This is a genomic window from Nocardia heshunensis (assembly GCF_054782115.1).
Map to the genome: position 1 here is coordinate 986,599 of NZ_BAAGTC010000002.1, position 22,898 is coordinate 1,009,496.

General features: G+C 69.1%; 27 protein-coding genes. 17 read left to right on the plus strand and 10 right to left on the minus strand.

Annotated elements, in window-relative coordinates:
* Positions 1–9 precede the first annotated feature (9 nt).
* Positions 10–999: a cyclase family protein gene (locus ACYVN4_RS04695; RefSeq protein ID WP_460717970.1), complete on the plus strand. Its 990-nt coding sequence runs from the start codon at positions 10–12 to the stop codon at positions 997–999.
* A gap of 17 nt (positions 1,000–1,016) precedes the next feature.
* Here the strand turns inward: ACYVN4_RS04695 and ACYVN4_RS04700 are convergent, their stop codons facing one another.
* Both ACYVN4_RS04700 and ACYVN4_RS04705 read right to left on the minus strand, forming a co-directional pair.
* Positions 1,017–1,451: a DoxX family protein gene (locus tag ACYVN4_RS04700; RefSeq protein WP_460717971.1), complete on the minus strand. Its 435-nt coding sequence runs from the start codon at positions 1,449–1,451 to the stop codon at positions 1,017–1,019.
* Positions 1,452–1,531: 80 nt separating this feature from the next.
* Complete coding sequence (locus tag ACYVN4_RS04705) at positions 1,532–2,338, minus strand: alpha/beta fold hydrolase (RefSeq protein WP_460717972.1); 807 nt, start codon at positions 2,336–2,338, stop codon at positions 1,532–1,534.
* A 55-nt stretch (positions 2,339–2,393) separates the two neighbouring features.
* Between ACYVN4_RS04705 and ACYVN4_RS04710 the strand changes: the two genes are divergently transcribed.
* Positions 2,394–3,302 (plus strand): helix-turn-helix domain-containing protein, encoded by a 909-nt coding sequence (locus ACYVN4_RS04710; RefSeq protein WP_460717973.1) that lies wholly within the window; start codon positions 2,394–2,396, stop codon positions 3,300–3,302.
* 51 nt (positions 3,303–3,353) lie between these two features.
* On the opposite strand, the gene ACYVN4_RS04715 is transcribed toward ACYVN4_RS04710, so the two are convergent.
* Positions 3,354–3,695: a hypothetical protein gene (locus ACYVN4_RS04715; protein WP_460717974.1), complete on the minus strand. Its 342-nt coding sequence runs from the start codon at positions 3,693–3,695 to the stop codon at positions 3,354–3,356.
* A 177-nt stretch (positions 3,696–3,872) separates the two neighbouring features.
* On the opposite strand from ACYVN4_RS04715, the gene ACYVN4_RS04720 reads away from it, so the two are divergent.
* Together ACYVN4_RS04720 and ACYVN4_RS04725 are read left to right on the plus strand one after the other, a co-directional pair.
* Positions 3,873–4,724, plus strand: a complete 852-nt coding sequence (locus ACYVN4_RS04720; RefSeq protein ID WP_460717975.1) for a GNAT family N-acetyltransferase — start codon at positions 3,873–3,875, stop codon at positions 4,722–4,724.
* 2 nt (positions 4,725–4,726) lie between these two features.
* Entirely contained in the window at positions 4,727–5,605 is an 879-nt protein-coding gene (locus ACYVN4_RS04725) for a CE1 family esterase (protein WP_460717976.1), read from the plus strand.
* 85 nt (positions 5,606–5,690) lie between these two features.
* Here ACYVN4_RS04725 and ACYVN4_RS04730 read toward each other — a convergent pair whose 3' ends face one another.
* Together ACYVN4_RS04730 and ACYVN4_RS04735 are read right to left on the minus strand one after the other, a co-directional pair.
* A complete protein-coding gene (locus ACYVN4_RS04730) occupies positions 5,691–6,479 on the minus strand; it encodes a hypothetical protein (protein ID WP_460717977.1) in 789 nt (262 codons plus the stop codon).
* Positions 6,480–6,582: 103 nt separating this feature from the next.
* A complete protein-coding gene (locus tag ACYVN4_RS04735; RefSeq protein ID WP_460717978.1) occupies positions 6,583–7,155 on the minus strand; it encodes a lipoprotein LpqH in 573 nt (190 codons plus the stop codon).
* A gap of 130 nt (positions 7,156–7,285) precedes the next feature.
* Here ACYVN4_RS04735 and ACYVN4_RS04740 point away from each other — a divergent pair, with 130 nt between their 5' ends.
* The 5 genes from ACYVN4_RS04740 (at position 7,286) to ACYVN4_RS04760 (ending at position 14,466) form a co-directional block, all read left to right on the plus strand.
* A complete protein-coding gene (locus tag ACYVN4_RS04740) occupies positions 7,286–8,965 on the plus strand; it encodes a hypothetical protein (RefSeq protein ID WP_460717979.1) in 1,680 nt (559 codons plus the stop codon).
* Positions 8,962–10,167 carry a hypothetical protein gene (locus ACYVN4_RS04745; RefSeq protein WP_460717980.1) on the plus strand — a complete coding sequence of 402 codons (1,206 nt, stop codon included), beginning with the start codon at positions 8,962–8,964 and terminating at the stop codon, positions 10,165–10,167. Before ACYVN4_RS04740 ends, ACYVN4_RS04745 begins: the two co-directional genes overlap by 4 nt.
* Position 10,168: 1 nt before the next feature.
* Entirely contained in the window at positions 10,169–11,695 is a 1,527-nt protein-coding gene (locus ACYVN4_RS04750) for a tetratricopeptide repeat protein (protein ID WP_460717981.1), read from the plus strand.
* Positions 11,696–11,715: 20 nt separating this feature from the next.
* On the plus strand, positions 11,716–12,996 hold the full coding sequence (locus ACYVN4_RS04755) for a CHAT domain-containing protein (protein ID WP_460717982.1): 1,281 nt from the start codon (positions 11,716–11,718) through the stop codon (positions 12,994–12,996).
* A 132-nt stretch (positions 12,997–13,128) separates the two neighbouring features.
* Positions 13,129–14,466, plus strand: a complete 1,338-nt coding sequence (locus tag ACYVN4_RS04760; RefSeq protein ID WP_460717983.1) for a serine hydrolase domain-containing protein — start codon at positions 13,129–13,131, stop codon at positions 14,464–14,466.
* Between the two features lie 7 nt (positions 14,467–14,473).
* Here ACYVN4_RS04760 and ACYVN4_RS04765 read toward each other — a convergent pair whose 3' ends face one another.
* Positions 14,474–15,124, minus strand: a complete 651-nt coding sequence (locus ACYVN4_RS04765) for a double zinc ribbon domain-containing protein (RefSeq protein WP_460717984.1) — start codon at positions 15,122–15,124, stop codon at positions 14,474–14,476.
* 144 nt (positions 15,125–15,268) lie between these two features.
* Positions 15,269–15,991 (minus strand): SDR family NAD(P)-dependent oxidoreductase, encoded by a 723-nt coding sequence (locus tag ACYVN4_RS04770; protein WP_460717985.1) that lies wholly within the window; start codon positions 15,989–15,991, stop codon positions 15,269–15,271.
* A gap of 109 nt (positions 15,992–16,100) precedes the next feature.
* On the opposite strand from ACYVN4_RS04770, the gene ACYVN4_RS04775 reads away from it, so the two are divergent.
* From ACYVN4_RS04775 to ACYVN4_RS04795, 5 genes are all read left to right on the plus strand, one after another.
* The gene (locus ACYVN4_RS04775; protein ID WP_460717986.1) at positions 16,101–16,772 is read left to right on the plus strand and encodes a TetR/AcrR family transcriptional regulator; all 672 of its coding nucleotides are present in this window, start codon (positions 16,101–16,103) and stop codon (positions 16,770–16,772) included.
* 34 nt (positions 16,773–16,806) lie between these two features.
* Positions 16,807–17,118, plus strand: a complete 312-nt coding sequence (locus ACYVN4_RS04780) for a hypothetical protein (RefSeq protein ID WP_460717987.1) — start codon at positions 16,807–16,809, stop codon at positions 17,116–17,118.
* 103 nt (positions 17,119–17,221) lie between these two features.
* Positions 17,222–17,692: a hypothetical protein gene (locus ACYVN4_RS04785; RefSeq protein WP_460717988.1), complete on the plus strand. Its 471-nt coding sequence runs from the start codon at positions 17,222–17,224 to the stop codon at positions 17,690–17,692.
* 92 nt (positions 17,693–17,784) lie between these two features.
* Entirely contained in the window at positions 17,785–18,138 is a 354-nt protein-coding gene (locus ACYVN4_RS04790) for a hypothetical protein (RefSeq protein ID WP_460717989.1), read from the plus strand.
* Positions 18,139–18,244: 106 nt separating this feature from the next.
* A complete protein-coding gene (locus ACYVN4_RS04795) occupies positions 18,245–19,174 on the plus strand; it encodes a DMT family transporter (protein WP_460717990.1) in 930 nt (309 codons plus the stop codon).
* Here ACYVN4_RS04795 and ACYVN4_RS04800 read toward each other — a convergent pair.
* Positions 19,160–19,474 (minus strand): hypothetical protein, encoded by a 315-nt coding sequence (locus ACYVN4_RS04800; protein ID WP_460717991.1) that lies wholly within the window; start codon positions 19,472–19,474, stop codon positions 19,160–19,162. The genes ACYVN4_RS04795 and ACYVN4_RS04800 overlap by 15 nt on opposite strands.
* 178 nt (positions 19,475–19,652) lie before the next feature.
* Here ACYVN4_RS04800 and ACYVN4_RS04805 point away from each other — a divergent pair, with 178 nt between their 5' ends.
* Both ACYVN4_RS04805 and ACYVN4_RS04810 read left to right on the plus strand, forming a co-directional pair.
* Entirely contained in the window at positions 19,653–20,096 is a 444-nt protein-coding gene (locus ACYVN4_RS04805; RefSeq protein WP_460717992.1) for an MFS transporter, read from the plus strand.
* A 35-nt stretch (positions 20,097–20,131) separates the two neighbouring features.
* Positions 20,132–20,809: an MFS transporter gene (locus ACYVN4_RS04810; protein WP_460717993.1), complete on the plus strand. Its 678-nt coding sequence runs from the start codon at positions 20,132–20,134 to the stop codon at positions 20,807–20,809.
* Positions 20,810–20,828: 19 nt separating this feature from the next.
* Here ACYVN4_RS04810 and ACYVN4_RS04815 read toward each other — a convergent pair whose 3' ends face one another.
* Both ACYVN4_RS04815 and ACYVN4_RS04820 read right to left on the minus strand, forming a co-directional pair.
* A complete protein-coding gene (locus ACYVN4_RS04815; RefSeq protein WP_460718365.1) occupies positions 20,829–22,052 on the minus strand; it encodes an RNA polymerase sigma factor in 1,224 nt (407 codons plus the stop codon).
* Positions 22,052–22,405, minus strand: a complete 354-nt coding sequence (locus tag ACYVN4_RS04820; protein ID WP_460717994.1) for a YciI family protein — start codon at positions 22,403–22,405, stop codon at positions 22,052–22,054. Before ACYVN4_RS04820 ends, ACYVN4_RS04815 begins: the two co-directional genes overlap by 1 nt.
* Before the next feature lie 173 nt (positions 22,406–22,578).
* Here ACYVN4_RS04820 and ACYVN4_RS04825 point away from each other — a divergent pair, with 173 nt between their 5' ends.
* Positions 22,579–22,869 (plus strand): YciI family protein, encoded by a 291-nt coding sequence (locus tag ACYVN4_RS04825; RefSeq protein WP_460717995.1) that lies wholly within the window; start codon positions 22,579–22,581, stop codon positions 22,867–22,869.
* Positions 22,870–22,898 lie beyond the last annotated feature (29 nt).

Consider the following 22,898-nt stretch of genomic DNA (forward strand, 5'->3'; position numbering starts at 1 on the left):
GCTGTGGAGGTGCCCGTGACCGAAGAATGGCGTAAAGCCGCTGAGCGCGTGCGCAACTGGGGCCGCTGGGGCGCGGACGACCAGCTCGGGACGCTGAATCTGCTCACCCCCGAACGCATCGCCTTCGCGGCCACCCGCGCCCAGCAGGGCCGCAGCATCCCGCTCGGCATCCCCTTCGACGCCTACGGCCCGCAAGGGGCGAGCGGCCAGCGGCGCAATCCCATCCACCTGATGGCCATCGACGGCGGCGACGCCGAACTCGCCGCCCAGCTGGCCGGATGGGGTGGACCGACCGAGGCCCAGATAGCGGGCATGTACGCGCACGGCCCGATGCGCTTCAACGACGACTACATCATGATGCCGCTGCAGGCCGCGACCCAGTGGGATGCGCTCTCGCACGTGTACTACGACGGGCTGCTCTACAACGGCTACCCGGCTGCCACGGTCACCAGCATGGGTGCGACCGAACTCGGCATCGAACACGTCGCCGAGCACGGCGGCGTGGTGGGCCGCGGCGTACTGCTGGATGTGGCCCGGCACCGCAATCTCGAACGGCTCGAGCCCGGCACCGTCATCACACCGTCCGAGTTGGACGCGGTGATCGCAGCGCAGCAGGTCACCCTGCGACCCGGCGACATCCTGGTGATCCGCACCGGCTGGTGGACCCGCTTCCTCGAAACCCGCAGGCACTCCGAATGGTTCGGCGGCAGCCCCGGATTGAGCTGGCGCTGCGCGGAATGGCTGCACGAACACGACATCGCCGCGGTGGCCGTGGACAATCCGGCCGTCGAGGTGATGCGGCCCGAGGACGGCGTCATGCTGCCGCTGCACATGATCACGCTGCGCGATATGGGCCTGCCGCTCGGCGAGATCTGGGATCTGGAGGCGCTGGGGCGCGACTGTGCCGAGGACCGGGTGTACGACTTCCTGCTGTGCGCGCCCGCCTTACGGATCCCGGGTGCGGTGGGCACCCCGATCAGCCCGGTGGCGATCAAGTAGTCCGGGCCGCAGTCACTTCAGAACGCCGCCACCACGCAGGCCGTGAGGAACACCACCTGGACCAGACCCCGCAGCGGCAACGGCATGGTCTGAATGCCGCTGTGCTCATGGGCTGCGCGGATATTCGCCGGGAACAGGCACACCAGCATCACGGCCAGGCAGATCGCGGCCGCCGTCGCCGCCCACGGGACGAGAAGGCCGATGGCTCCGGCCACTTCGAGTACCCCGGTGAGGGTGATCAGCGCGGCCGGATTGGGCAGCCGCGGCGGGACCATCGCGATCAGGCCGTCGCGGCGCGGCTGCAGGAAATGCGCCGACGCGGTGAGAACGAACATGGCGGCCAAGCCGATTCGCACCGCGTGCGGCCAGGAATCCAGCCAGCCGCTGCCCTGGAACCACCCGGCGAGCCGGGCCAGTCCGGTGACGATGACGAGAACGATGAGTGGTGCCATCGCGGACTCCTGTCGGACACGGAAATCGGTACCGTCACAACATAGGCCGGGACCTGGCAACCGGGTGTCAGGTATCGAATTCAGCTGGTCCGCGCGGCAACCGATGCCGGGTCGGCGAGAACGGTACGCAGCTGCTCGGCCAGCGCCACCGGATTCTCCAGGGGCGAGAGGTGTCCCGTGTCAGGGATGATCCGCAGGGTCGCGGTGGGCAGGTGGGGCAGCAGGTGCTCGGCGAGCACCGAGGGGGGATCCACCCGGTCGTGCTCGCCCGCCAGCACCAGCACCGGGACCTCGATTCGCGCGGTTGTCGCGGAGATGTCGCGGGCGATGGAATCCAATGCCCACGCCTCGTGCGCGGCCGTCGAACCGGCCAGGCTGTCCTGGATCACCTGCTCGCGCAGGGCATCCGGCAGCGCCCGATGGGTGAGCACGTGGTCGATCGCCCCGGTCACGGCCTCGGCATTCGCATACGCGCCCGCGAGTTGTCGCTGGTCCTGCGGCGTCACGACCGGATGCGGGGGAGCCGGGGCAATGAGCACCACCTGCTCCAGCCCCGCGGGGCGGCGGGCCGCCAACAGCTGGGTGACCTTGCCACCCATCGAATGCCCGATCAGCACGAAGCGCTCCGGCGCGAGCGCGGTGAGCAGGCACTGCGCGTCCGCGGCCAGCTGACCGATGTCGTAAGGGCCGGGGAGAGCACGGTTTTCGCCCCACCCCCGATGGTCATAAGTGACCATCCTTCCCGGATATTCAAGATGGTGGATCAGTGGCGCGAAGGTGCGGTGGGATCCGCCCCAGTAGTGCAGAAAGACCAGCAGTGGCGCATCGGAGCCACCGTCGTACAGGTGAATGGGGAGTGTGCCGCCCGCCACGGCGATTTTCGTCATGCCTCCACGGTATGGTCACGAAACTCGCCCCAGCCAGGTAGATTCGGGACCGCTCATGGTCAAAAATGGACAACCCATACGCACCCTGCAGTATGCGCCGCAGGCCGGTTCCGCCACCGGTCTCGAAGTGCTGGACTTCGTGAAGCTGCGCCCCATGCCGGTCGCGGGTCGCGAGGTGATCCGCGGCGACTTCCACGTGCTCGCGCGCTGCACCGCCGGAACCGGCAGCATGACAGTCGATTTCGTCGCCCACCCGCTCACCGCCGGTACCCTTGCCTGGATCCGGCCCGGCTGGACCCACCGCTGGGACGACCTCGGCGATCTGCGTGGGGATGTGATCCTGTGCCGGGCGGAGCTGGTGCCCGCCGGGGCGCTCGGCCATCTGCCGTCGCCCGCCACGCCACCGGTGTTCACCGCGAATGCGTTGACCGACGCGGCATTCGAGCATCTGCTCGGCGAATACGCCGCGGAGCCACCCGATCCGGCGATCCTGCGACATCTGCTCAGCGCCCTCACCCTGCGCCTGGCCGCGGGTCTGCCCGCGCTGCCCGACCCGACCGACCTGTTCGATCGCTTCGGCCGTCTGGTCGAGCGCTATCACTCGGAGACCCGCGAAGTCTCCTGGTACGCGGCACAACTCGGCTACTCACCGCGCACGCTGTCGCGAGCGGTGCACGCCGCCACCGGATTCACCGCCAAGCAGTACCTCAATGCGCGGGTGGCGCTCGAGGCCAAGCGCATGCTGGCCCACGAGCCGGTCACGACCGCGGAATGCGCGCGCCGCCTGGGATTCGAGGATCCGGCCAACTTCACCAAGTTCTTTCGCGCCCAGACCGGCACCACGCCTACGGGGTTCCGGCTGGGGCTTGCCAATCATGATGTGTCAGAGGCTATTACCGCCGACCCGGAGCCGGAGGTCGTGGTGCGGGCGCAAACCGGTGTGCCATCGAGCAACGGTCGATAACGGCACACCCGGTCTGCCGCGCCTCACGACCGGGGCTGATCGGATCGGCCGTCAGGCCGGTGGCGGGTTCGGGTTCCAGCAGGCCAGCGGCGGGCCGGGTGGGGTGAGCTGGGACCAGCCGACGAGCGCGCCGATGGCCGCGCCGATCGCGGCGCCCGGGAAGGCGCTCAGGGTGCCACCGATGACGCCACCGACGAGTGCGCCGAGAATGGCGTTGCACTGGTGCATGACCACATCCGGGTCATCGACGGGTTGGTTGGTGTCGGGTGTGGTGACAGCGGGCGCGGGTGGCGCGGGCTGGAGGTCGAGCGGATCCGCGAATCCTGAGCCGGCCGTAATCACCGTGGCGGCGAACGCCATCACGGTGGTTGCCGTCAATCTTTTGACATTCATCGCTCCTTCTTCCCTGCTGGTAGAAGTGTTATTGCGAGATATGGCAACCGGATAGCTAACTCATGCGTACCAGAGTCGAGTAGAGGTTTAGACCGTTTCGGGAAATTTGTAACCACCGGGCTATTCGGCCGTGATCGCCGGTTCGCCGGTGTGTTCGACGACCTATACGGTGGTGGCATGCGGGTCGAGATCACCAGGGATGCGGGCGATTTCCAGCGGCGGGTGTCCGGGTTTCTGGATCGGGATCCACTGCGGCACACGCTGATCTGCACGATCGTCGACAATGAGATGACGGGACTCGTCGTCCCCGTGGAGCCTTCGGTCTTCGCTTCCGTGCACTCGGACGACGTGGTGGGCGTGGCCCTGCAGACGGCCGGGCGCGGCGTACTGCTGGGCGAGGTGCCGGACGCGGCGATTCCGGAACTGGTCAAGCGATTCGCGGAGGTGCTGCCCGAAGTCCCCGATGTCATCGGTGTCGAGACCGGCGCCGCCGAGTTCGCCCGGCGGTGGAGCGAGCTGCGGGGCGCGAGCTACCGTGCCGGGCGGCACGAGCGGCTCTACCGGCTCGGCATCCCGCGGGTGCCGGACGCACCGGGTAGGCCGCGGACGGCCACCGCCGACGATGTCGAGGTGTGCGGCAAGTGGATCACCGCCATGGACGGTGAGGTGGGAATCTATCTGTCGCTGTCCGAATCGGCCCTGCGCGCTCGGCTCGCGACCGGACGCTGGTGGCTGTGGGAGGACGGCGGTCGCCCGGTGAGCCTGACCGCGCATCAGGTGCCCATCCGCGGCTGGGCGCGCATCGGCCCGGTGTACACGCCGCCCGAAACCCGAGGCCACGGTTACGCTTCCGCGCTGGTCGCCCACGTCGCCGGAACCCTGCGCGCGGCCGGTCAGGAGGTCTGCCTGTTCACCGACCTCGCCAACCCCACCTCGAACAAGATCTACCGCGCCATCGGGTTCGAAGGCGTGCTCGACCAGGCGCAATACGTCATCGGGCGGAATGGAACAGCGAGACCGGAGGAGTGAAGGTGGCCGCTGAACTGGCCGAGGTGGAGTTGACCGTCGCAGGGGTGCGCCGCAGTTTTCACGTGCGCGCTGCCGGGCGTGAGGGTGCGCCGATAGTGCTTGTGCTGCACGGCAATCAGAGCGGGATGGGTCAGCTGCCCGCGGAGCCGCTGATGTACCAGTGGACCAGTTTCGCGCGGCACGCGGACGAATGGGGGATCACCGTGGTCTACCCGGCCGGGTGGGAAGGGTGCTGGGCCGACGGCCGCGGGGTCACCGAGGCCGACGCGGCGGGCATCGACGATGTCGCGTTCCTGAACGCCGTGATCGACTGGTGTGCAGTGCAATTCGGCGCCGACGGTGATCGCGCGGTGGTGACCGGAATCTCCAACGGCGCGTTCATGGCGCATCGGATGGCGGTGGAATCCGGGGATCGGGTGGCGGTGTTCGCGGCCGTCGCGGGCGGGCTGCCGGAGGCACTGGCGGATGTCCGGCCGGAATACGCGGTCTCGGGGGTGCTCATGAACGGCGACGTGGACCCGGTGGTGCCGATCACCGGGGGATTCTCCCGGCATCGCGGTCAGGACGGCGAAATGCGGGGTGCCACCAGGGGTTTGGCGGAGTCTGCGCGGCACTGGCGAGAGATCGACGGCTGTGGCGAGATCGGTGCAGCCGTTACGACGGAGGGCTCACGCCGCGTCCTCGCGGAAGGGGGTGTGGGCGGTACCGCTGTCCTGGAGTGGACGGTGTTCGGCGGCGGCCACACCTGGCCGGGCACGCCCGTGCCGGAACAGTTCGCGGGGACGCCCGCCTCGGCCGTATCACTGGAATTCGATGCCGCCGAGGAGATCTGGCGCTTCGCGGAGCCGCTTCTCATCGCGGCGGAGGCCCGCAAGCTCTGACCGAACCCGGACACGGCGAAAGAGCCGCCGACGAAACCGTCTGCGGCTCTGAGCATTTCCGAGATCACGTTCGAATACATCACTGTCAGTTGCTGGAGTTGACCGGGAGCGACAGCACCACCTCCTGCTCGTTCTCGGGCAGGTAGTGCACGCCGACGATGCGGCCGACCTGGACCAGCGAAACCATGGCCGGGGCAAGGAACTTCTCGGTGCGCGTCTCGAACGTGCTGCCGTCGGGGCGGGTGACCACCAGGACCAGATCCAGGCGGGTGTGGCCGTCGCGGATCTCGCCGGGGACGCTCAGCGAGCGCACCACCGCCTGGGCCGCGATGCCGCGCCGGGCGATATCGATCTTGGCGGGAGTGGTGAAACCCTTGCGGATATTGGCCGCGTTCATGGCCTCCTGCGCCGCCGTGGTGTCGCCGGACTGGTCGACCTCGACCTTCTCGGTCTTGCCCGGCAGGTAGCGGACCGGCAGCACCACGCCGGGACGCAGCAGCGCCAACTGGGTCAGCGGCACGATCATCTTGGCGTGCGAGGGAAAGACCTTGCCGTCGGAGCCCTCGACCCGGAAGTCGATGCGCACCTGCGGCTGCTCGTTGAGGTAGACGCCGGTCTGCCGGACACCCTCGACGGTGCCCAGGCCCACCAGGCCGTTGCGGAACTGCGAACTGTTGTTGCCGGTGAAGGCCGACATGATGCCGTCGCCGCTGAAGGCGAAGACGATCGGGACGATGGTCAGGGCGATGATCGGCAGGGCCATCTGCGGGCCGACCCAGCCGAAGACATCATTGGAGGTGAGGCCGTGCCAGAGGTAGTAGCCGACGGCCAGGACGCCGAAAACGAGTGCGGCGAGACGGATCTGGTTCTTCATGTGCTTTCCGGATTCAGACGTGGATGATGGGCCCGCTCATGCCGGCGGCACGAGCGGGGTGGACCGGGGGCCCCGGCCTCGGGGCCCGATGCGACAGGCGGGGTCAGCCGCCGACGACAGTGCTGCAGGCGAAGACGATCTCGAACTTCTCGGTCTTCGGGCCGGCCATCGGGTTGGACAGATCCACGCCCCCGACGCCCTCACCGGACACGGTGTAGGTGTTGCCGCTCTTGGTCACCTTCGCCGAACCGCCCGGCATGCCGTTGCCGAAGCCCAGCGCGTACGGCTGGCCGTTGGCGCCGCCCTTGGTGCCCGCGATCCCGACCGCCTGCACGGTGTCGGTGCCGGTGATGGTGGCGCTCGCGGTCAGCGTGCCGTAGGTGGAGTTGCCCTGATCGGTCAGCGCCAGTGCCAGGGTGCCGCCCTGCTTGGCGCAGGTGGTGTCGAACTTGGCGGTGATGGCCTTGCCGTCGACCGAGGCCGAGGAGCTGCCACCGGCGGGAGCGGCGGAACCGGGTGCGGCCGAGGTCGCGGCGGCGGAGGTGGCGGCGGGTGCAGCGGTGGTCGTCGACTTCGAGTTGTTGTCGTTGCTGCTGCTGCATCCGGTGACCAGCAGGGCGGTCGCGGCGGTGGCGGCGAGGACGGCGGTGGTCAGGCGGATCGGCTTGCTGTTCATGGTCTTCCCTCGTTCTGGTGATGCTGGCTCCGTGGTGGAACCGATGCCAGAACCGTAGGAATCGACACCCTGCCTACCGATCCCAACTTCCGGCGCGCTCCGGGGCGGGGAACTGGGATAACCTGGGCGAATGCGACGACCGAGGGCCATGGTGCTGGACGAGGTGTGGCGACGCCTCGACGGTGTCGAACCCTTGAGCGGGCCGCACGGCGGGCCGCTGCGGCGCACCGTCAAGGCCATCCTCGACCCGCTGGTGATCCGGCCCGTGCAGCATCCGCAATGCGCGGGCGCCATGCTCTCCGCCGACGGCGCGGTCCTGCTCGCCGCCCGCGTGCACGCCGCCGGAGACGTGCTGCGGGCCACCGCCGCCTGGTTCACTCTGCTCAAACAGACGCGGCGCGCGCTGCGCATCACCGAGGGCAATGCCCAGGACCTGTACTTCCAGCGTTGCTTCGAACTGGCTACCGTGTCGGGCATGCCGGATCCGGTGCGCGACCGGGCCGCTGCCGAAGCGGCGCTGCGCGAGATCCACGGGCTCACCGCGGGCCGCACCACCCAGGCACTGAAGGACTATCTCGCCGACCAGGCCCGCGCCGCCGACCTGACCGCGCTGATCCACACCGCCTGGCGGCGTCGGCCCCTGACCGACGTCCCCGACCACACCCGGGCGCTGATCGAACTTCTCGACGCTTGTGCCGCAACACGATTCGACGATTCCCGCGGCGCCGACCTGGATGCCGCCATCGCCGCCTCGCTCGGCACCCACACCGGAATCCGGCTGTGGCGCGACCGGACCGACGCCGCCGACGGCTCGCTCGGCGGCGAACCGGACGGCAGCGCTCGCGACCTCGGTCTGACCCTGCATCCGCTGCCGGAAGCGCCCCGGGTCGGCGGGTCCGCCTCCACCGCCACCCTCGGATTGCCCTTCGACCGCACCATCCACGAACGCATCTTCACCGTCCTGCAAGCCTCCAGCGAACGCGGCGACCTACCGCCGCTCCCCGAACTCGTCGATGCCGAGATCGCCCGCGCCTGCGCCCCCTGGGCCCTACTGGACGAGTCCCTGCGCATGGCCGCCGCCGTGGGAGCCGTGTTGGCGGTGAGCCTGCGCCCGCTCGGTGATCCGGCGATACCCACCGGCGAACCGGCTCGCGAACTCGCGGGCGCGGCCGCCGGTCTGGTCGGTGCGGCAGTCGGTTTGACCGGCACCGCGGCCGGTTTGCTCGGCACCTCGGCCGGGCTGTTGGGCGTCTCGGCAGTTGCGCTGAATGCCTCTGCCGGAGCGCTGGGTGCCTCCGCCGGGCGGGTGGGTGCTGCCGCTGGTCGGCACGACAGCCCCAACTCGGGCACGGGTGTCGAGGCCGAATCACTTTATCCCGCAATGGAATCGCAAGGCATGGCCGGCGCGACCGGCCCGGCGATCTCGAACGGTGGGCCGCGCCGCCCGGCGGCGGCGAGCGGCGGGGCGGGATCGAGTGTGGCGGCGCGGTTGGTGAATGCGCGGTGGCAGCGCGAAGCGTATGTGCTGCAGGCGCGGCGGATGGCGGTGCGGGTGGATGCCGTCGGCGGGCCGCTGGGGGCCGTCGCGGCGGATCTGCGCGTACCGTGGCGTCCATACCTGCGGAGATTGTGGGCGCGGCTGCACGGGCGAGATGTGCGTGAGTTTCCCGTGTACGCCGCGGACGAGCTCTGGGATCTGCTCGACGGCGTCGCGCGGTCGGTGATCCTGGACCACCGGATGCGAGTCAAGCGGGCCCTCGCCGCGACTGCCGAGGCGACGCCCGACGATCGGGAATCGAGGGCGGGATGACGAACTCGACGGTCATGATCCATCGCTACCCCGACGGGCTGTACGGCATCACCCCCGCCGCCACCCCGCACGCGCTGGCGGCCCCGCCAGGCCCCGACACCATGGTGCTGGAGGTCCTCGGTGGCCACCTGATCTGGAATGTGCTCGCCGGACAGGAGATTCCGGCCGCCCTGATCGACGACATCGACGCCGCCCAAGAGTGGGTCTGGGCGATCTACGGCGAACCCGTCGCCATCGCACTCGACGCGGCCGCCCCGCAGCGCGCATCGGCGGAGCCGACGGCACCCGAGACAGCCTCCGCAGCAACGACACCCACGACCGGAGCGTTCGACGCCCCGGCCATCGAGATCAGCGCCGACGACGTGGGCCGGGTATCGGCCGGCCGCAGGGCTACCCGTGTCGACGGGGGCCTCGGGCGAGAGATCGTGGCCTTCGCGGCCCGGCCCGCGCTGGCGGCCGCCGCCTACCGGCTCGCCTACGCGCACTGGGCTGCTCGCTGGTGGCCCGCCTCCGCGCTGGACGGTATCGCCGCGCTCGATCCGGCCCTGCTGGACCGTGATATCGCGCAGCTCACCGAGGAGTGCGAAGCGCTGGTGGATGGTGCGGACGCGCTCGCCCCGGCGCTGCCTGTGAACATCGAAAGCTCCCTGCGCGCTTCGGATTACGCGCTCGCGGCCGGAGACGAGCACCAGACCGGCACCATGGTGCTGGCCCGCGGCACCGGCGGCTGGGACTGGCGGCGCTGCCCGCCCGGCCTGGTGGATGCCTCCGAATCCGCCGTCTCCTGGGAGCTTGTGCGCGACGCGGGCGCGACCACGGTCGCCATCGCCGTAGCCGCCCATCCCGACGGATCCACCGGTACCCCCACCCACCTGCGCCCCTGGGCCCGCGTCGATACCGGGCGCGGCGAAGTCGACACCGAACTGCGCCCCGTTCACGACACCTGGATCGGCGAATCCTCGCTGTCCGCACCGGCTTCCGCCATTCACATCGCCATCCACGTGCCAGGCTTCGGCCCGCCCCCCGAAACCGTCGAACCACTGGACGGCCCGGCCCCCGAGTCCGCCGCCGACCTCCGAGCCCGCATCCGCGACTTCGCCTCCGCCCGACTGCACGCCGCCGCGATCCCCGAGGTCGACGGAGACCCCCTCGCCCCGCTGCTCGCCGAAATAGCGGCCGCCGCAGGTGATTCGGACTTCTGACATGCCGGAACCTGACGGCGTGGGGGAGGACGGGGCGGGGGCCGAGAGTCCGTTGTTGCGGGCCGGGGCGGAGGCCGTGGGGCGCGGCGAGCTGTGGGAGGCGCTGCGGATTTTCGAGCGGGCGGCGCAGGTGGAGGTCGGGGATCTGCGGTTGTGTGCGCTGGTGGATGTGGCGGTGGTGACCGATCGGCTGGGGGATCATGCGGGGGCGGTGGAGCGGTTCGGGGAAGCGTTGGCGGAGATGCGGATCGATGCGCCGCGGATGTATCCGGGGGCGTTGATCGGGTTGTCGCAGGCGTTGCAGAATCTCGGGGATCTGGACGGGGCGCAGGCGGCGTTGGAGCAGGCGCGGGCGGCGTTGGACGGGGTGGATGCGCCGGGGGAGCTGCGGTTGGCCTGCCTGGTGTCGTCGACGGCGGTCGCCATGCATCGGCAGCAGTGGTGGCGGGCGTTGGATCTTGCCGGTGAATCATTGGATGCGGCACGGCGATTCGGGCCGGAGCAGGCGGGTCATCCGCTGATGAATCTGGCGGCGGCGCATTTCGAGACCGGGCGCTGGGAGCTGGCCCAGGATTTCGCCGGGCAGGCGCTGGCCGCGTTCGAAGCCGTCGAAGACTGCACCGGAGTCGCGGAGACCCGGCAGAATCTCGCGCTGATGTACACGCGCACAGGATGTTTCGACGACGCGGAACCGCTGCTGGCCGCGGCTCAGGAACACTTCGATGCCGCCGGGGTGGCGCATCGGGCCGGAATCGGTTTGAAGGTGATGGGTTTCATCGCCGAGCAGCGCGGGCAGCACGAGGTCGCGGAGGCCCGCTATCGCGAGGCACTGCACCGTTTCGAGGAGTCGCGGGCCGTCATCGACGCCGCCGACGTGCGACTGCGCCTGGCCGCCACCGCCTTCGCCACCGGACGCTACGAGCAGGGCGAGGCCGAACTCGCCGCCGCCCGCGCCACCTACGCCGTCCGGGGTCTCGGCCTGCACTGTGCCCAGCTCGATTACTGGCATGCCGGTCTGCTCGAGCCACTGGTCACCCAGGTGCCCGGATTGCTCGCGCGCGCAGTGGATCTGGCGATTCCGGCCGCGCTGGCCCTGGATGCCGTCCGCTACGAACTTCCCGACGGTGCACAACGCGACACCTGGAACCGCCGCATTGTGAACCCGGCCCTGCGCCTGGCCTTCCGCTACTCGTATCTGGCGGGTGATGCTCGCCTGGTTGCCGATCTGATCGAAAGCCAGTGCGCCGGAACAATAGTGGATATCGACCGGCTGGCCACGGACCCGCCGGTCCCGCTGGACCTGTTCGAACCCTTCGACCCGCCCGCCGATTCCGCCGCGCCGCTCCAGGACGCCCTGCAACTCGGCACCGCTCTCGCGGCGGTCGCAGCCAGCGCCGGGCTGCCGGTGACTCCGCCCGCCCGACTCGCCGTACCCCCGGACGGCCATGTGGCCCTGGCCGATTGGCTGGCTGCCGCGGAGCAGCGTTACGGCCGCCGCCTGCGCACCGACCGGGTGATCACCGCGTGACACCGACCGTCCATGTTCGAATGGCCGATGCCGGCGATCTCTATCTCACCTGGCGATGGGCGGACGAGACGGCTCCCGGCGGCGTCGCGGTGATCCCCGAGGAACAGGTCGAGGCGGCCATGGCCCGCTTGGCGGCGGCACTGCCCGCGCCTGGAACACCCGGTGGCCTCGAATCAGCGCTCACCACCGGCGAATTCGCCTCCTATGCCGCAGAAAACGAACTGGCCCAACAGCTCTCGTCGACTTTCTTGCCCTACAACCTGGCCGTCCAGCTCCATGAGCTCTACACCAGTGGCGTCCGTCCGCGCCTGCGCGTCCAACCCTCGCCGCGCACAGCGCAATTGCCCTGGGAACTGATCGCCCCCGACCCTGACGTCCGGCTGGTGGAGATCGCCGATGTCAGCATCCTGGCTCCGGCCGGGATCCTGCAGGCCCCAGCCCGGGTGGCCCGCTCGTGGACGAGCACCCGTACTCACCCCGTCGTCGCCATCCTGGATCCGCGCGTCCCCGGCTTCCGGGCGGATTCGGCCCTCGGTTCCGTGCTGGGCCGGATGGACGCGGCGACTCCCTTGGCCGAGCTGGTCGCGGCGCACGCGGCCGCCGACAGAATCACTCCGGCCGTCGATGATCCGCTGGAAGCCTTCCGCCGCACCGATCTCGACCGGACCTGGCTCAGCACCGCACTGCACGCGGGCGCGGCGCGGCTGCTCTACGTCGGTCACGTCACCGCCGCGGCCCCCGAGTCCGGCCGCAGCGAATCGGCCACCCTGCACCTGTCCTGCACCGCCGCCAGTCCGGGCTTTGCCCCCGCCTACCGAGATCACCGCCCGCTCTCGGCCCGAGACCTGCTGCTGGGTACGTACGCCCTGCCAACCGAAACGACCGATGCCCTGCCCACCGGTAATGGCCACCGCGACAAGCCGATTCCCCGGACCGGACCCGAAATCTGGCCCATCCCCAGCCGGGTCGCCCTCATCGCCTGCGAGAGCGGCGGCGATCTGCGTTTCGCCGAACCGCTCGGACTGGTCGCCGCGATGCTCACCGGCGGTGCGGAACTGGTCACGGCGGGCCGCTGGCCGCTACCCACGGATCTCGCCTTCCACCGCCTCGCCGGTACCGCCCCGACCGCGCACCCGTTCCAGGAAGCCGTGTGTGCCATCGATGCCGCGCACGAGTCCGAGGATCCGGTGACCGCCCTCAATGCCTGGCAGCGCACCCACCTGGCCGCCTGGCGTGACACCGGCCGCATCGAGCATTCGCCGTTGATCTGGGCCGCCTTCGCCACCGTCGACACCCGCTGACGGGTTCGCCCCGAGCCCCCAGATCGTTCGCCCCCAGAACTACCGCCCCGGGAAGTCTGGGGTCACGAAAAGATAACGGCCACAAGGGTCCTCCGATGAGCTGATGGGAAGTTCAGCAGAGGAGAGGGTTCGATGGCGCGGTTCGTGACAGGCATCATCGCGATGACAATGGCGATTGCGGCCGCCCTGATCGCCGGGCCGATGGGCCGTGCCGCACCGGCCGGACCCGCGCCGGATGGCTTGCGGCACTGCGAGGTCAGCACCGGCCGCCAGCCCCAGACCGCGACACCCGAAGAGGTGGGCCTGGATTCGGCCGCGCTGGGTCAAGCGGTGAACTTCGCCTCCGACCCCACCCGATTCACCGTGCAGATCTTCCGCAACAACTGCCTGGTCGGCGCCGGGCCGAACAATCAGCGCGCGGGCGGCGTCGCCTGGAACCTGTGGAGCGGCACCAAATCCGTGGTGTCGATGGTGGCGGGCATCGCGGTCGACGAACACAAACTGCGCGTGGACGATCCGATCGGCAACTACCTGCCCGCCGGGCTCGGCGACGACGCGCACCGCGCCATCACCGTCCGCAGCCTGCTGACCGAGACCTCCGGCATGGAGGTCGCCATCGCCTCGGAAGGCGTGACCGGGCTGTTCCGGCTCGACCCGAATGTGGTCGCGCAAGCCCTGGCCATGCCCATCGTGCAGCCGCAGGGTGAAGCCTGGCAGTACAGCCAGCGGGCCGTGGACCTGCTCGTCTACGTGATCGGCCGGGCCGTCGGCGAGGACTTCCAGTCCTACGCGCAGCGAAAGCTGTTCGACCCGTTGGGCATCCACGCCACCGACTACCTGTGGGCCCGCGACCGCAGCGGCAATACCTACGGCCACGCCCACCTGGTGCTGCCGCCGGACGACTACGTCAAACTCGGTCTGCTGCTGGTCGACCGCGGCAATTGGCAGGGCCGCCAGGTGATCTCGACCGACTACCTGACCGAGGCCACCACCCCCACCGACGCCAACCCCTGCTACGGCTTCCTGATCACCGTCAACGGCCCCGGCTGCGAGGACGTCTTTCCCGGACTCCCCAAGGACGCCATCCAGATGGCGGGCATGATGCGGCAGGACAACTTCATCGTGCCCAGCCTCGGCCTCCTGGTGAGCTGGACCGGTGTCACGGTTCCCGGTGGCGCGGTGAGCTTTCCGCACGACGTGCTGCGTGGCGTCGCCGCCGCCTTCCGCACCCCGACGCTTGCGGACCCCGGCCCGTACGTCGAACACCCGGACGTCAGCCTGAACGACCCGATGTTCCTCAACCCGGACGCCACCCTCGCCGCCCTCGGCCTGGGCCCGATGTCCTACCCCGGCTGCGGTGTCCTGCAATGCCTGGGCAAACCGCTGTACGCGCCCTTCGACAACTGGCCGCCCGGATGCTTCATCCTCGGATGCCTGGGTCCCGATCCCGCGACCCCGGGCATCCGCTGACGAATTGTTATTGGTGCTGACCGCAGTTGGCGCAGAAGGCGGCGCCCACCGGGACCTGATGGCCGCAGCCCGTGCAGTGCGCTTGCAGGGCCAGCGCCGTGCCGCAGCTGCCGCAGAAGCGGCCGCCGGTGGTGTTGGCATTGCAGGTGGGGCAGGTGACGCGGGCCGGGGTGGCCACGTCGTGCTGGGCGACCCAATCCTGTTGGTAGGCGGCCTCGCGGATCTGCGAGCCGCGCGCCTCGGCTTGCGCCTGCGCGATCTGATGCTGCACCTGGGGTGAGCAGTTGGTGCACTGGCCCACCTGCTCGTTCCAGCAGACGTTGTGGCAGACCCAGCGGCCGCAGCCGCCGCAGGCGCGGAAGTCGTTGCGCACCTGCTCGACCGCGCGCGCGAAGGCCTTGTCCTTGGTGCTGGAGGAGGAGCCGCCCCAGTGGTTGGAGTAGCTCTCCGCGGCATTCGAGATCTTGTCGATGGCGCGGACCTGATCGCCGAACAGGTCGCGCAGCACCCGCAGGGCACCGCGGCCGCGCGAGAAGTAGTTCTGCTCGAACGGCGACTTGTAGGAGGTGGTGCAGCGATCGCAGCGGAACTCCCACTGGAACCCGTCGTCATTGGATTCGTCGGAGTAGTAGCTGGTGAAGACGACCGGACCGGTCATGGTGGAGTTATTCCTTTACGGCTGAGCGGAAGTCTGTGAACCGACGTGCCCGGAGCCCCCCGGACCGTGTTTCGTCAGGTTCTTATCGTATGACTCGGCTCGCCCGCAACACATCCCACGAATCTCGCCCGGCCGCCTTCGGGGCTAGTCGGTGAAGCCGACGTCCGACTCGACGGTGTCGCGCCGGACGTACAGGTCCCAATACCGGTCGCCCAGTTCGTTATTGGTCATGCGGGGAATGCTCACCCCTGCCGGGACCACCTCCGGATGCGCGTCGACAATCCGTTCGGCCTCGCTGCCGCCGATCAATACACCGATGTTCAGCAGGCCGAGATACACGCCGCTACCGCGCAGCTCCTCGGCCAGCTGTAACAGGTAGCCGCGCTGAGCCGCCAGGGCCACACCGATATTCGACAGGTGCGGATACGTCAGCCGCGGCGTCGCGCCGGAGGAGAACAGCAGTGTGCCGCTGCCGCGTTCGAGCATGCCGGGCAGCAGGGCGCGGGTCAGGAGGATGGCGGAGTGCACCTTCAGTGCCATGGGAACCCGCAGGTCCGCAACCTCCACGGCGCGGGTGGAGGCGACGCGGTCGGACATGTCGGCTGCCGCGCCGTGCAGCGCCACATCGATCTCGCCGAGTGTCGCGCGGATAGCGGCGACGGTGTCCGTGAGTTGTGCGGGGTCGGTGATGTCGGCGGGGAAGGCGGTCGCTTCGATGCCCTCGGCCTTCAGATCCGCGACGTGTCGTTCGGCCTTGTCGGGTTTGCGGCCGATGACCGCGACCCGGAAGCCCTCGCGGCCGAAGCGTCGCGCGACGCCCATGCCCAGTCCGGGACCGAATCCGAAGATGGCGATGGTCTTGCTCATGCTCGTACCTCATTAAGTTGAGCCATGGTTCAAGTTACGTCGCCGACGCTAACACGAAGTTGAACCTATGCTCAACTTAAATCCGGGGCCCGATTTGTAGGATCGGCGCATGCCCGCGCAGAAATCCCTCCGCCTCGACGCCCGCCGCAATCGCGACGCGCTCGTCACCGCGGCGCGCGAGGTTTTCGCCGAACGCGGACTCGACGCTCCGCTCAAGGAGATCGCCGCGCGAGCGGGGGTGGCCATCGGCACGCTCTACAACCGTTTTCCCACTCGCGACGAACTCATCGCCGCCGCGGTCGAGGACCGGATCGAGGCGGGCGGACGGATCGCGGAAGAGGCTCTGGCGCTTACGGATCCGTGGGAATCGTTCGCCTATCTGATCGAAAAGATCTGTGCGCTACAGGCTTCCGATCGAATGCTCAACGAACTCGCGATGCGGGCCGCGCCGAGCCCAGAGATCGCCGCGCAGCGCGACCGCGGGCATGGGATCATGCGTGAAATCATCACGCGGGCAAAGGATGCCGGAGTGCTGCGCGCGGACTGGGTGCTCGAGGACATCGCCTTCATCACGTGGTCGCACACCCGGGTGGTGGAGCAGACCGCGGGCATCGCCCCGGAGGCCTGGCGGCGCAATCTCGCCCTGATTCTGGACGGCCTGCGGGCGGAAGCCGCTCACCCGCTGCCGGTTCCGCCGATCACCGAGGAACAGCTGAATCGTTCGCTGCTGGCCGACCCGGGCGCAAGCGGCGGAACGGACTCCGGTTACCGTCGAGGGTGATAGTTCGCTCGCTCGTCTGTTGGAGGTAGTGAAGATGGCTTCGATTCCCGCGGTACCGACGTCGCTGCTCGCGGCCGGTGGTCTCACCGGTGGTTTCGCCCTCGCCCAGGCCACCAAGAAGCGCCAGCTCGGCGGCGCGGTGTTCGCGGCCGGCACGGCGGCGGCCTTCCCGCGCTGGCGCAAGACCGTCGGGACCGGTGGCGCGGCCGCGTTGACCGGGCTCGCCATCGGTGCGATGGGGGCCTCGCACCCGCTGGCCAAGAAGATCGGCGCGTGGCCGTCGGTGGCCGTGGTGTCCGGTGTGGTCGCGGTCGCCGCCTGGGCCGCCGTGGATCGCCGCGCCTGATCCGCAGCGGCGCGTCTGAATCGTCGGCGCGCCGTACAGGGCGTGTTGCCGACCGGTAGGTCTGATTTAGTGCCGGGGATCGAGATGCGCAATACCGTGGGGTATGCGCACTTTCGTTCATCTGCTGCTGTTCGTCGCCGCCATCGCGGTGGCGGTCGGGGTTTTCGGTCCGCTGGTCGGCACGGTCGACGCGCGGAATGTTCAATTCGGTGAGCTGCGAAGCGGTTTCGCGTCGGGGCGGACACTGGATCAGATCGGGGCGCACTCGGGGGCGTTCACGAGTTCACTGGCCATCGGGCTGCTCGGCGTGGCCGCGGTCGTGCTGGTGGCCGCGCTGTTCGGGTCCCGGCTCATCGGCTGGATCGGCGTCCTGGTCGGGCTGGCCGGACTCGGCGTGCTGACCTGGCGACTCGACCAGCACTTCGATCACGAGTTACGCACCGACTACCGGCATCTGCTCAGCGGGGCCTGGGGGCTCTACCTGGTCGGCGGTGGACTGCTGCTCTCGTTGCTGCTCCTGCTCGTCCCGCGTGAGCGTCGACTGCCGCCCCCGCCGCCCGGACCGCGTTTCTGATCTTCGAAATATACTGTCCGCCAGCATAGTTCGATCAACTTCCGAACCACCGCGTAACCCCATGACGTATCTAGGGCGAACGAGGAGGTTCAATGATTAACTACCCTGTCATCGCCCGGAAACTTGCGGCTGGTACCGCCATCGCAGGAACGATTCTCGCCGTCGGCGCCGGTATTGCCGCCGCGGAGCCGCCCGGGGGGACCATTCACACGCCTTCCACCCCCGGCGGTGAACATGCGCACGTGGTCGTCACCTACGACTACAACGGATATCCCGAGTACAACTACGTCTACACCCAGGACCCGGCCCCAGCGTCCGATCCGGCCACCGCCGCCGGCAACCGACTCGCCACCGGTGGGCAGGACCGCACCTGGGTGCCGGTGGCCCGGCCCGACGGCACCGGCTGGACGGTGTGCCAGCCCTACGCTGTGCAGTGCAAAAAATGATGCAGTGCAAGTGATTTCACATCACGCCGGATGATTCGTGTCACGCCTGAAATGACGTGTCCGAAATCCGCGTGAATTCCCACCCGCGGTGCTCTACCGTCGGTGAATGGCACAGCAGATCGAATCCGCGGACAAACGTGCGATGACGGCGGCCGCCGTCACGGTCGTCCTCTGGGCCTCGGCCTTCGTCTTCATTCGCAGTGCGGGACATGCCTTTTCGCCAGGATCCCTGGCATTGGGCCGACTGCTGTCCGGATCCGTCGCGCTGATCGCCATCATGGTGATCACCGGTGAGCGTTTCCCGGCCCGATCGGCCTGGCGCGCCATCCTGATCACCGGCGTGCTGTGGTTCGGCGTCTATATGGTCGCACTCAATTGGGGCGAACGCCATCTGGACGCGGGCACCGCCGCGATGGTGATCAACATCGGACCGGTCCTCATCGCCCTACTCGGCGGATTCCTTCTGTCGGAAGGCTTTCCGCCGAGACTGATGGCCGGGATCGCGGTGTCCTTCCTCGGTGCGGTGGTCGTCGGCCTGTCGAATTCCGGCGGCGGATCGGCCGCCGCATTCGGGGTGGCACTGTGCCTGCTGGCCGCCGCCTGCTGGGCGGTCTCGGTGGTAATCCAAAAACCGGCCCTGTCCCAGGCTTCCGCGCTGCAACTGACCACCGGCGGCTGTGTCGTGGGAACCATTGCCTGCCTACCCTTTTCCGGCCAACTGATCTCGGAGGCCGCAGCCGCCCCCGCCACCTCCACCCTGAGCCTGATCTACCTCGGCGTCTTCCCCACCGCCCTGGCCTTCACCACCTGGGCCTACGCCCTCGCCCGCACGACCGCCGGCAAAATGGGCGCCACCACTTACGCCGTCCCCGCGCTGGTAATCCTCATGTCCTGGCTCGCCCTCGGCGAAGTCCCCGCCCCCCTCGCCCTACTCGGCGGCCTACTCTGCCTCTCCGGCGTCGCCATCACCCGCTCCGGTTCCACCCGCCGCACGACCGCCTCGGCCACGGATGCGGCGGTCTCACCGGCCGAGTAGCTGGATCAGCGCCCGGAGTTGCGCCCCGTAGTACTCCTCGAATTCCGGTGTACCGGGCTGCTTTCCGGTGGCCTGCAGGGCCGTCTCGGGCAGCATGACCGGGGCCAGGATCATGCCCATCAGGGCCATGCGGACGAAGGCGGGGTCCAGCCCGGCGGGGATCTCGCCGCGGTCCTGGGCCCACGCCGGGGACTGCGGCCGGGCGTGGTCGAGGCCGCGCCGGTGTCGGGTTCGCTTGCCATTCGGCCATCGTACTGCGCGGATGACTGGGTCATCCCTTCTGGCGACTGTGTCATCCACACGTTTGTCATCCAATTGGTTGACACGATTATCCATCTGGATGACACTTCGAAGGTGACTCTCTCGAACTCTCCGGGCACGGTCGACGACCGGCCCGCACTCACCCCGCAGGCGCGCCGGGCCATCGTCGTCGTGCTGGTCGGGGCGATACTCGCCTTCCTGGACGCGACCGTTGTCAATGTGGCCCTCGAGTCGCTCGCCGCCCGAGCTGGGCGGGACGTTGGACTCGATCGGGTGGGTCGTCACCGTCTATCTGCTCGTCCAAGCCGCCGTGCTGCCGGTGACCGGTTGGGCGGCGCGGCGGGTCGGAGCCAAACGGCTGTATATCGCCGCGCTGCTGCTGTTCACCGTCGCCTCGGTGGCGTGCGCGGCGGCCGGCAGCGTCGGCGCGCTGATCGCGGCGCGGGTGGCGCAAGGGCTCGGGGCCGGGGTCATGATTCCGGTTGGGCAGATGATCGTGGTGACGGCGGCGGGGCGGCAGGGTATGGCCAGAGCCATGGTGGCGGCGGGCATTCCGATGGTGCTGACACCGGTGATCGGGCCGACCATCGGTGGGCTACTGCTCGAATACGCGGGCTGGCAGTGGATCTTCCTGATCAATGCGCCCATCGGCGCGGGCTGACCGATCCTCGCGTGCTCGTAACACTCTGTGGTGGAATGTGTTTGGTCGCGGTCTTCGTCCTTCACGCGCTGCGGTCTCGGAACCCGGTGCTGGACCTGAGTCTGTGGCGGGACCGCTATTTCGCGGCCGGAACCTTGTCGACCCTCGTCATCGGTGCGGTGACCTTCGGCGCAATGGTGTTGCTGCCCTTGTATTTCCAGCTTGTCCGCCACCAGGATGCCGCGCACACGGGGTTGCTGATGGCCCCCCAAGGCATCGGCGCAGCCGTCGCCATGGCATTGTCCGCCCGCCTCCATGAGCGGATCGGCGCCTGGACCTCACTGCTCGGCACCCTCATCGGCTGCGCCGCCACCATTCCGTTCATGCTGATCACCGCCGACACCCCGTACTGGCTCCTCGGCGGCGCCATGGTCCTGCGCGGGCTCGGCATCGGCCTGGCCGCCATGCCCGCCATGACCGCCGCCCTGCGGAACCTGACACCCTCCCAAATCACCGACGCCACACCGCAACTCACCATGATGCAGCGCGTAGGCGGCTCGATCGGCACCGCCGCCTTCCTCGTCGTCCTGCAAAACCACCTCCCCGTCGGCGAGGTCACCTCCGTAGCCCGGGCCTCAGCCTTCGCCGTGACTTTCACCTGGGTCCTCGCCGCCTCCGCACTGGCCGTCGCACCCACCGCCGTGCTGGCCGTCCTGGACCGCCGCGCCCGATGACCTCCGGTGGGAGGCTGGATCAGGAACCGAGTTCCTCCAGGCGGGTGGTCAGATAGTCGGCCTCGACGGTGTTTTCGGCGAGGAGTAGGGCCTCCTGGTAGGCGAGGCGGGCTTCGTCGAATCTGGTTAGGCGGGTGAGGAATTCGGCGCGGGCGGCGGGGAGGTAGTGGTAGGTGGTCAATTGGGGGTCGGTGGCGAGGGTGTCGAGTTCGTCCAGGCCGCGTTGGGGGCCGTGGGCGTGGCCTAGGGCGATGGCGCGGTTGAGGGCTACGACGGGGGAGGGCCAGATCGCGATGAGGTGGTCGTAGAGGCCCGCGATCTCGTGCCAGTCGGTGGCGTCGAAGGCGGGGGCCTCGGCGTGGACGGCGGCGATGGCCGCCATGAGGGGGAAGCGGCCGGGGGAGCGGGCGCGTAATGACTTGCGTACCAGGGTGATTCCCTCGCTGATCGCGCGGCGATCCCACTGGGCGCGATCCTGGTCGGCGAGGCGCACGAAGCGTCCGTCCGCTTCGGTGCGGGTGTCCCGGCGGGCGTCGGTGAGCAGCAGCAAGGCGTAGAGTCCGGCCACGTCCGCGTCGTTGGGCAGCAGCAGGCGCAGCATGCGGGCCAGGTCGAGCGCGCGTTCGACGAGTTCGGGGCGCACCAGGCGGTCGCCGACGGGGGCGGTGTGGCCGGTGGTGTAGAGCAGGTGCAGGACGGTGAGAACGGCGTCGACGCGGTCGGGGAGTTCCTCGTCGGAGGGGATGCGGTAGGGGATGTGCGCTTCGGCGATCTTCTTCTTGGCCCGCGTGATTCGCGCCGCCATCGTCGCCTCCGGGACCAGGAAGGCGCGGGCGATCTCCGGGGTGGACAGGCCGCACAGCAGTCGCAGCGTCAGCGCCACCCGCGCCTCCATCGACAGCGCGGGGTGGCAGCAGATGAAGATCAGACGCAGCCGGTCGTCGGCCACCGAATCCGCAGTGACCGGGTCGGTCGGTTCCTCCACCAGCAGTGGAATCGATCGCTCGAAGGCGATGTCGCGGCGCAACGTGTCCAGGGCGCGGCGCTTGGCGACCGTGGTCAGCCACGCCCCCGGCCGCTCGGGAATGCCCTCCGCCCAGGCCTGCAATGCCTGCGTGAACGCCTCCTGCACAGCCTCTTCGGCGAGATCGATATCGCGGGTCACGCGCACCGTCGCGGCCAGTACGAAACCCCATTCGTGTCGATGGGCGTCGGCGACCGCGGCGGCCACCTCCGCGGACATCATGGCGCGTCGTGCGGATGGATCGGCCGGACCTCGACGCCGCCGAACGGCGAGGGCACGGCCGCGGCGATCCGAATGGCCTCGTCCAGGTCGGCGGCCTCGATCAGGTAGTAGCCGCCCAGCACCTCCTTGGATTCGGTGAACACACCGTCGGTGATGACCGGATGGCCGTGCGCGTCGTGCCGGACCATGGTCGCGGTGGAGACCGGCCGCAGTTCGTTGCCGCCGCGCAACCGGTCGGCGTGGGCGGCCATGAACTCCCGGTGGTCGCGCCGCATGCGCTCCTGCACCTCGGGACCGGCGGCCAGATAGGTCTGTTCGTCGTGGTGGATCAGCAGCAGATATTCGGGCATGGGGACCGCTCTCCTTCACTGGGGATGGTTCGCCAATACGTCGATCGAGGGCGTCGCGAAATCGACACGACCGCGACAAAGATTCTCGCTCCGATTGTCGATTCCCGGCCGCACCCGCGCGACGGATTCACGAGTCGGCCGACGGGGCCGTCCATCCGACAAGGAGAACGACAATGTCCACCTTCATCCTCACCTTCCGCAACGATCCCACCACCGCGCCCACCGCCGCCCAGGAACAGCTGTGGGCCGACTGGTTCGCCGAGCTCGGCGAGCAGGTCACCGATTTCGGCAGTCGCGTCGGGAACGCCGTCATGCTCGGCGACGCCCCCGCGACGCCGGACCAGCTCTCCGGCTACATCGCCGTGAATGCCGACGACCTGGACTCCGCGGTCAAACTCGCCTCCGGCTGCCCCGGCCTCACCTACGGCGGCCGGGTGGAGGTCGGCGAACCCGTCGAGATGTGAGAGCTGCCCTCCGGGCCCGCATCGAGCGG

Bases quoted from the DNA above. Each gene is read 5' to 3' on its own strand.
- ACYVN4_RS04700 (WP_460717971.1), bottom strand. From the start codon at position 1,451: ATGGCACCACTCATCGTTCTCGTCATCGTCACCGGACTGGCCCGGCTC.
- ACYVN4_RS04705 (WP_460717972.1), bottom strand. From the start codon at position 2,338: ATGACGAAAATCGCCGTGGCGGGCGGCACACTCCCCATTCACCTGTAC.
- ACYVN4_RS04710 (WP_460717973.1), top strand. From the start codon at position 2,394: ATGGTCAAAAATGGACAACCCATACGCACCCTGCAGTATGCGCCGCAG.
- ACYVN4_RS04715 (WP_460717974.1), bottom strand. From the start codon at position 3,695: ATGAATGTCAAAAGATTGACGGCAACCACCGTGATGGCGTTCGCCGCC.
- ACYVN4_RS04720 (WP_460717975.1), top strand. From the start codon at position 3,873: ATGCGGGTCGAGATCACCAGGGATGCGGGCGATTTCCAGCGGCGGGTG.
- ACYVN4_RS04730 (WP_460717977.1), bottom strand. From the start codon at position 6,479: ATGAAGAACCAGATCCGTCTCGCCGCACTCGTTTTCGGCGTCCTGGCC.
- ACYVN4_RS04735 (WP_460717978.1), bottom strand. From the start codon at position 7,155: ATGAACAGCAAGCCGATCCGCCTGACCACCGCCGTCCTCGCCGCCACC.
- ACYVN4_RS04740 (WP_460717979.1), top strand. From the start codon at position 7,286: ATGCGACGACCGAGGGCCATGGTGCTGGACGAGGTGTGGCGACGCCTC.
- ACYVN4_RS04745 (WP_460717980.1), top strand. From the start codon at position 8,962: ATGACGAACTCGACGGTCATGATCCATCGCTACCCCGACGGGCTGTAC.
- ACYVN4_RS04750 (WP_460717981.1), top strand. From the start codon at position 10,169: ATGCCGGAACCTGACGGCGTGGGGGAGGACGGGGCGGGGGCCGAGAGT.
- ACYVN4_RS04755 (WP_460717982.1), top strand. From the start codon at position 11,716: ATGGCCGATGCCGGCGATCTCTATCTCACCTGGCGATGGGCGGACGAG.
- ACYVN4_RS04760 (WP_460717983.1), top strand. From the start codon at position 13,129: ATGGCGCGGTTCGTGACAGGCATCATCGCGATGACAATGGCGATTGCG.
- ACYVN4_RS04765 (WP_460717984.1), bottom strand. From the start codon at position 15,124: ATGACCGGTCCGGTCGTCTTCACCAGCTACTACTCCGACGAATCCAAT.
- ACYVN4_RS04770 (WP_460717985.1), bottom strand. From the start codon at position 15,991: ATGAGCAAGACCATCGCCATCTTCGGATTCGGTCCCGGACTGGGCATG.
- ACYVN4_RS04775 (WP_460717986.1), top strand. From the start codon at position 16,101: ATGCCCGCGCAGAAATCCCTCCGCCTCGACGCCCGCCGCAATCGCGAC.
- ACYVN4_RS04780 (WP_460717987.1), top strand. From the start codon at position 16,807: ATGGCTTCGATTCCCGCGGTACCGACGTCGCTGCTCGCGGCCGGTGGT.
- ACYVN4_RS04785 (WP_460717988.1), top strand. From the start codon at position 17,222: ATGCGCACTTTCGTTCATCTGCTGCTGTTCGTCGCCGCCATCGCGGTG.
- ACYVN4_RS04790 (WP_460717989.1), top strand. From the start codon at position 17,785: ATGATTAACTACCCTGTCATCGCCCGGAAACTTGCGGCTGGTACCGCC.
- ACYVN4_RS04795 (WP_460717990.1), top strand. From the start codon at position 18,245: ATGGCACAGCAGATCGAATCCGCGGACAAACGTGCGATGACGGCGGCC.
- ACYVN4_RS04805 (WP_460717992.1), top strand. From the start codon at position 19,653: ATGTGGCCCTCGAGTCGCTCGCCGCCCGAGCTGGGCGGGACGTTGGAC.
- ACYVN4_RS04810 (WP_460717993.1), top strand. From the start codon at position 20,132: ATGTGTTTGGTCGCGGTCTTCGTCCTTCACGCGCTGCGGTCTCGGAAC.
- ACYVN4_RS04815 (WP_460718365.1), bottom strand. From the start codon at position 22,052: ATGTCCGCGGAGGTGGCCGCCGCGGTCGCCGACGCCCATCGACACGAA.
- ACYVN4_RS04820 (WP_460717994.1), bottom strand. From the start codon at position 22,405: ATGCCCGAATATCTGCTGCTGATCCACCACGACGAACAGACCTATCTG.
- ACYVN4_RS04825 (WP_460717995.1), top strand. From the start codon at position 22,579: ATGTCCACCTTCATCCTCACCTTCCGCAACGATCCCACCACCGCGCCC.